Annotated in this window: 3 protein-coding genes; 2 read left to right on the forward strand and 1 reads right to left on the reverse strand. The window is 37.2% G+C overall.

The annotated features are described in order from the left end of the window. A partial coding sequence (locus ACJAT7_RS18735) for an ABC transporter ATP-binding protein (RefSeq protein ID WP_415228302.1) occupies window positions 1-230 on the reverse strand: 230 nt, incomplete at its 3' end. A 409-nt stretch (window positions 231-639) separates the two neighbouring features. Between ACJAT7_RS18735 and ACJAT7_RS18740 the strand changes: the two genes are divergently transcribed. Then, the gene (locus ACJAT7_RS18740) at window positions 640-2,412 is read left to right on the forward strand and encodes a flagellar hook-length control protein FliK (RefSeq protein WP_415228303.1); all 1,773 of its coding nucleotides are present in this window, start codon (window positions 640-642) and stop codon (window positions 2,410-2,412) included. A gap of 21 nt (window positions 2,413-2,433) precedes the next feature. Then, a complete protein-coding gene (locus tag ACJAT7_RS18745; protein ID WP_415228304.1) occupies window positions 2,434-2,811 on the forward strand; it encodes an EscU/YscU/HrcU family type III secretion system export apparatus switch protein in 378 nt (125 codons plus the stop codon). Window positions 2,812-3,211: the final 400 nt, after the last annotated feature.

Consider the following 3,211-nt stretch of genomic DNA (forward strand, 5'->3'; position numbering starts at 1 on the left):
TGTTGATAGTAATTTTCTCGATAATCTTTAATGTCTTGTTGACAAAAATGCACTTCGCCAGAATCAGGCTCAACTAAACCAGCAAGAACTCTAAGCAAACTGGTTTTACCTGCTCCATTTTGCCCTTTGACGTAAAGTAAAGTACCTCGCTCGACATCAAAGTTTATATTTTCAAACAACAATCTATCTCTTTTCACTACAGATAAATTAGTCACGGAAAGAACTGTCAAATGTATTCTCGTTTCTTTTATAAAAATAATGTGATGTGCGTAACAAACATGTGACAAAAAGTGTGACAAAAAATGTGACAAAGCAGCGATCAATTTAAAGTCAATAATATCATAGGGTTTGGCCCTGACCTACTAGCTAGAACAAATAGTTAATAGCAATTAGTAACAAAATAATCAGCAAAGATAGGCCCAAACAACACCATAGAGTTCAAACTATAAACAAGCCGATTAGCCAAACGGCCCAAGTTTCACGTAAGCTACACCTTAATTTTTACTTTTCTTAATATCAGCCGATAATATTTATATGCCTGACATTCCCCACTCCTCAATAGCAACCTTATCTCAGGCACTCATTCAGTTGAGTCAATTATCCACTTCACCTGAGGTGTCTCGCCATGGTGTTGAGGTATTGGTTAAACATTTAGCTGGCAAGGTTTTAAGTTTAAGTAGAAATACTGTTTCGCAAGGTAGAGACGTTTTATTAAATAATCCTGATATAAAGGGAAGATTAGGCGAAGGCCAAGTTCTTCAAGTAAAATTATCCGTAGAAAATAATCCTACTCTCGCATTTTTCTCCCCTGCAAGTGCCAAATCTACGAGTATAATTTCGCTCACTGAGCAACAACTACAACGTTTACTAAAATTACCTGCAAATCAAATAATCCCCAGTAACGTACTAGCGAAATCAGTTAACGTTGAATTGCCTATGCAGCCAGTTTTACAGCAACTAAGCCAAATGAAGGATGGACAAAACCAAGGACTGATTCAAAAATTACAGCCCTTAATTATCGATAAGATAGACCTGAAAATAAAACCGAATGGTGAAATTGAATTATTACTACAAGGTGTTAAACCTGTAGCGAGCATTCCTGTCACCAAGGAGATTGCCCAAGCTTTAGCGCCACTCAAATTGCCTCATCAACAAGCAGTCACTAAACGACTTAATTTACCCAGTGATGCTATTAAACAGATCCAGGTGCAGACGCAGACGCAAACACAGGCACAAACTCAGGCACACTCCAAAATACTTCGCCCAGAAACGAACACAAATATTCAAAGCCCGGGTTCTGAGGCACTGCAAAAAAATATTGATAATAAGTTTAGGTCTGTGCTGCCACCCGCAGATACCAAAAAGTATCAAGAAACGTCATTCAGCATGAAAGAGGCAATTCATAACTTAACGGCTGCGGTTCAAGAAAGACCTTTGCCGCAAAGTGTGATCAACCAAACTCTGCTCTCTAATAAATCAGAACAAATTAGTTTAGTACAAAGTTTATTGCGTATCGTACAGCCCAAATCAGAAGCCCCTGCCATTACATTACAATCAATAGAAAAGGCGTTAGCCGATGACGACTTTTTCAAGGGGGCAACCGAAAAATCAAGCAAACAATTAATTGAACAAGTATTACAGCAAATTAAACAATCTCTACCCCAAGGTAAAGAGCAAGACGCTAATCAAATAAGACAACTATTAACTACTCCGGCACTAAGTTTGTCAGCTTCACAAATGGTTATCCCCGCTCCAAGCCAAGGATTAATGAGTGGTTTGGTTACTCTATTACAGATGTCTCTCAGTGCGAGATTGGCTCGAAGTCAATCTAAACGATCTGAACACATAACATCAACATTAAATAATGTATTAAACAACACAGGTCATGTAAAACCAGATGTATCAATAAAAGCTCTGAACGACATGTCGCAGTTAGAACGAAAGCACCAATTAATGAAGGAAATTGGTCGACTTTTATCGGGGCATCAGACAAACAAGCTCAGCAACGCAGAACAAATGATCCAAGGTCAAGAGACTTTTTATTACAATTTACCTTCGGCACTAGGTGGAAGTTTTAAAGATATTGAATTGTTAATTAAACGAGAAGATAACAACAAAGAAGCGCCATCATCTGATGAACAAAGTAATAAAATGTGGCAACTCACCATGAAATTAGCTGTCGGTAAAATAGGTGAAATCTTAACTAAGGCGAAATTAAGAGAGAATACTTTAGAAATACATTTTTATGCTTCTAATGAAGCAGTGAAAATTCAAGTAATGAACTACCTGCCACTATTACTCAGAAAACTGGACTCACTAGGCATTGAAGTGAGCAAAAGCGATTGCCAGTTAGGGAAAATCCCCGATACTTTGCGACAACGTCCCAATCATGTCTTTCAAGCTAAAGCTTAACATCCAGAGGCACATACTCTAATGACAGACAAAACAAAAACAAAAACAAAAACAAAACAAAAAAGCGCGGTTGGTCTTAGATACCAACAAAATAACCAAGCTGAGCCACTTAAATCTGACAGTGCCGGTGGGGCAATATCCAGCGGAGCACCCACCATAATTGCGAAAGGTTTTGGCGACTTAGCAGAAGAAATTGTTGCACTCGCCAGACAAAACGGAGTGTTAGTGCATGAAGATCCTTATCTTAGTGACTTTCTCGCGACCTTAGACCTAGGCCAAGAAATACCCGACCAGCTTTATCATGTAATAGCAGAACTCATATCGTTCTCATATGTACTGCAGGATAAATTTCCAGATAGTTGGGCAAAAATGCATCATAAAGTTTCTAAAAAGGTTTGAGCTATATTTTCGACGAAAATTTTGAATCACGCATATGACGTTTTAAAGTGGTAATAAATTTTATAAACGTCATATAAGTGACTAAGCCAACACCCCAAAATTTTATATAAGTTAAAAGTTATCCATTAACATCAGTATATTAAAAAGAAAGTGACATAGTATTCTTTACCAAAAAATTAGCTCTCGACTGGCTTTCCCCTACTATTTTATCTAATTAGGGCGCATTATTGGCCCATCAATGGTTCTAATGGCTTCAGTGTTTTATTTAAACATCATAATTGGTTCAGTTATGTGTTTATCAGCCGAAAACTAAGATAGACAAAAATTACACAAGTCTTGAATAAAAAGTTACGTCTTAAATTATTGCTAGTTATAAAAAGGGACATTGGACCTTTATTAT

It is taken from the genome of Psychromonas sp. (assembly GCF_047632995.1).
GTDB lineage: Bacteria > Pseudomonadota > Gammaproteobacteria > Enterobacterales > Psychromonadaceae > Psychromonas.

Bases quoted from the DNA above. Each gene is read 5' to 3' on its own strand.
- ACJAT7_RS18745 (WP_415228304.1), top strand. From the start codon at position 2,434: ATGACAGACAAAACAAAAACAAAAACAAAAACAAAACAAAAAAGCGCG.